The organism is Tepidibacter sp. Z1-5, assembly GCF_037844525.1.
In the GTDB taxonomy this organism is placed as follows: Bacteria; Bacillota; Clostridia; order Peptostreptococcales; family Peptostreptococcaceae; genus Tepidibacter_A.
The window spans coordinates 1-895 of sequence record NZ_JBBMMD010000037.1; the positions used below are offsets into that span (position 1 = coordinate 1).

At 36.0% G+C, this 895-nt stretch carries 1 pseudogene; it reads left to right on the forward strand.

The features are described 5' to 3' along the window. Nucleotides 1-895 (forward strand): annotated as a pseudogene (locus WJW32_RS09740) (D-proline reductase (dithiol) proprotein PrdA); the annotation flags it as partial.

The window sequence follows — 895 nt, forward strand, 5'->3', positions numbered from 1 at the left end:
AGTAACTGCCGTTACTCCAGTTGCAGGTGGATCTGTTAAGATACACATAGGAGAAGGAAGAAATATAGATTTAGAAATACCTTTAAATGTAGCTGCTTCTATGGGATTTGTACCAGCTGCTGCTCAAACTGCTGAATTAGTTGCTGCACCAGTTGCTGAAGTTAAAGAAGCTAAAGCTATTAGATCATTAACTAGAAAGCACTTTAAAATAGAAAAAGTTGAGCTTGCTGATGAAACTAAAATAGAAGGAACTACTCTTTATATAAGAAAAGATATTTGCCCTCAAGCAATAGCAAGTCAAGAATTAGTAGTAGATATGAAGTTAGAAATAATAACTCCTGATAAGTATAACACTTACAGTGAAACTATAATGGATGTTCAACCTATAGCTACTAAAGAAGAGGGAGAACTAGGATCAGGTAGCACTAGAATAGTAGATGGTGTTATAGTTATGGTAACANCATCATGTGGGGAAGACCAGGAGCTCCAGATAAAGGAGACATATTCATAAAAACTCAAGTTACAGTTAAGGCTGGAATGAATATGGAAAGACCAGGACCTCTTGCAGCTCATATGGCTACAGATGTTATAACTCAAGAAATAAGAGAAGCTTTAAAGAACGCTGATGAGTCTTTAGTTGTTGAAACTGAAGAATTAACTCAATACAGAAGACCTGGAAAGAAAAAAGTAGTTATAGTTAAAGAGATAATGGGACAAGGTGCAATGCACGATAACTTAATATTACCAGTTGAGCCTGTTGGAACATTAGGAGCTAAGCCTAACGTTGACCTTGGAAACGTTCCAGTTATGTTATCTCCACTTGAAGTATTAGATGGAGGAATCCATGCATTAACTTGTATAGGACCTGCTTCTAAAGAAAACTCAAGACATTATT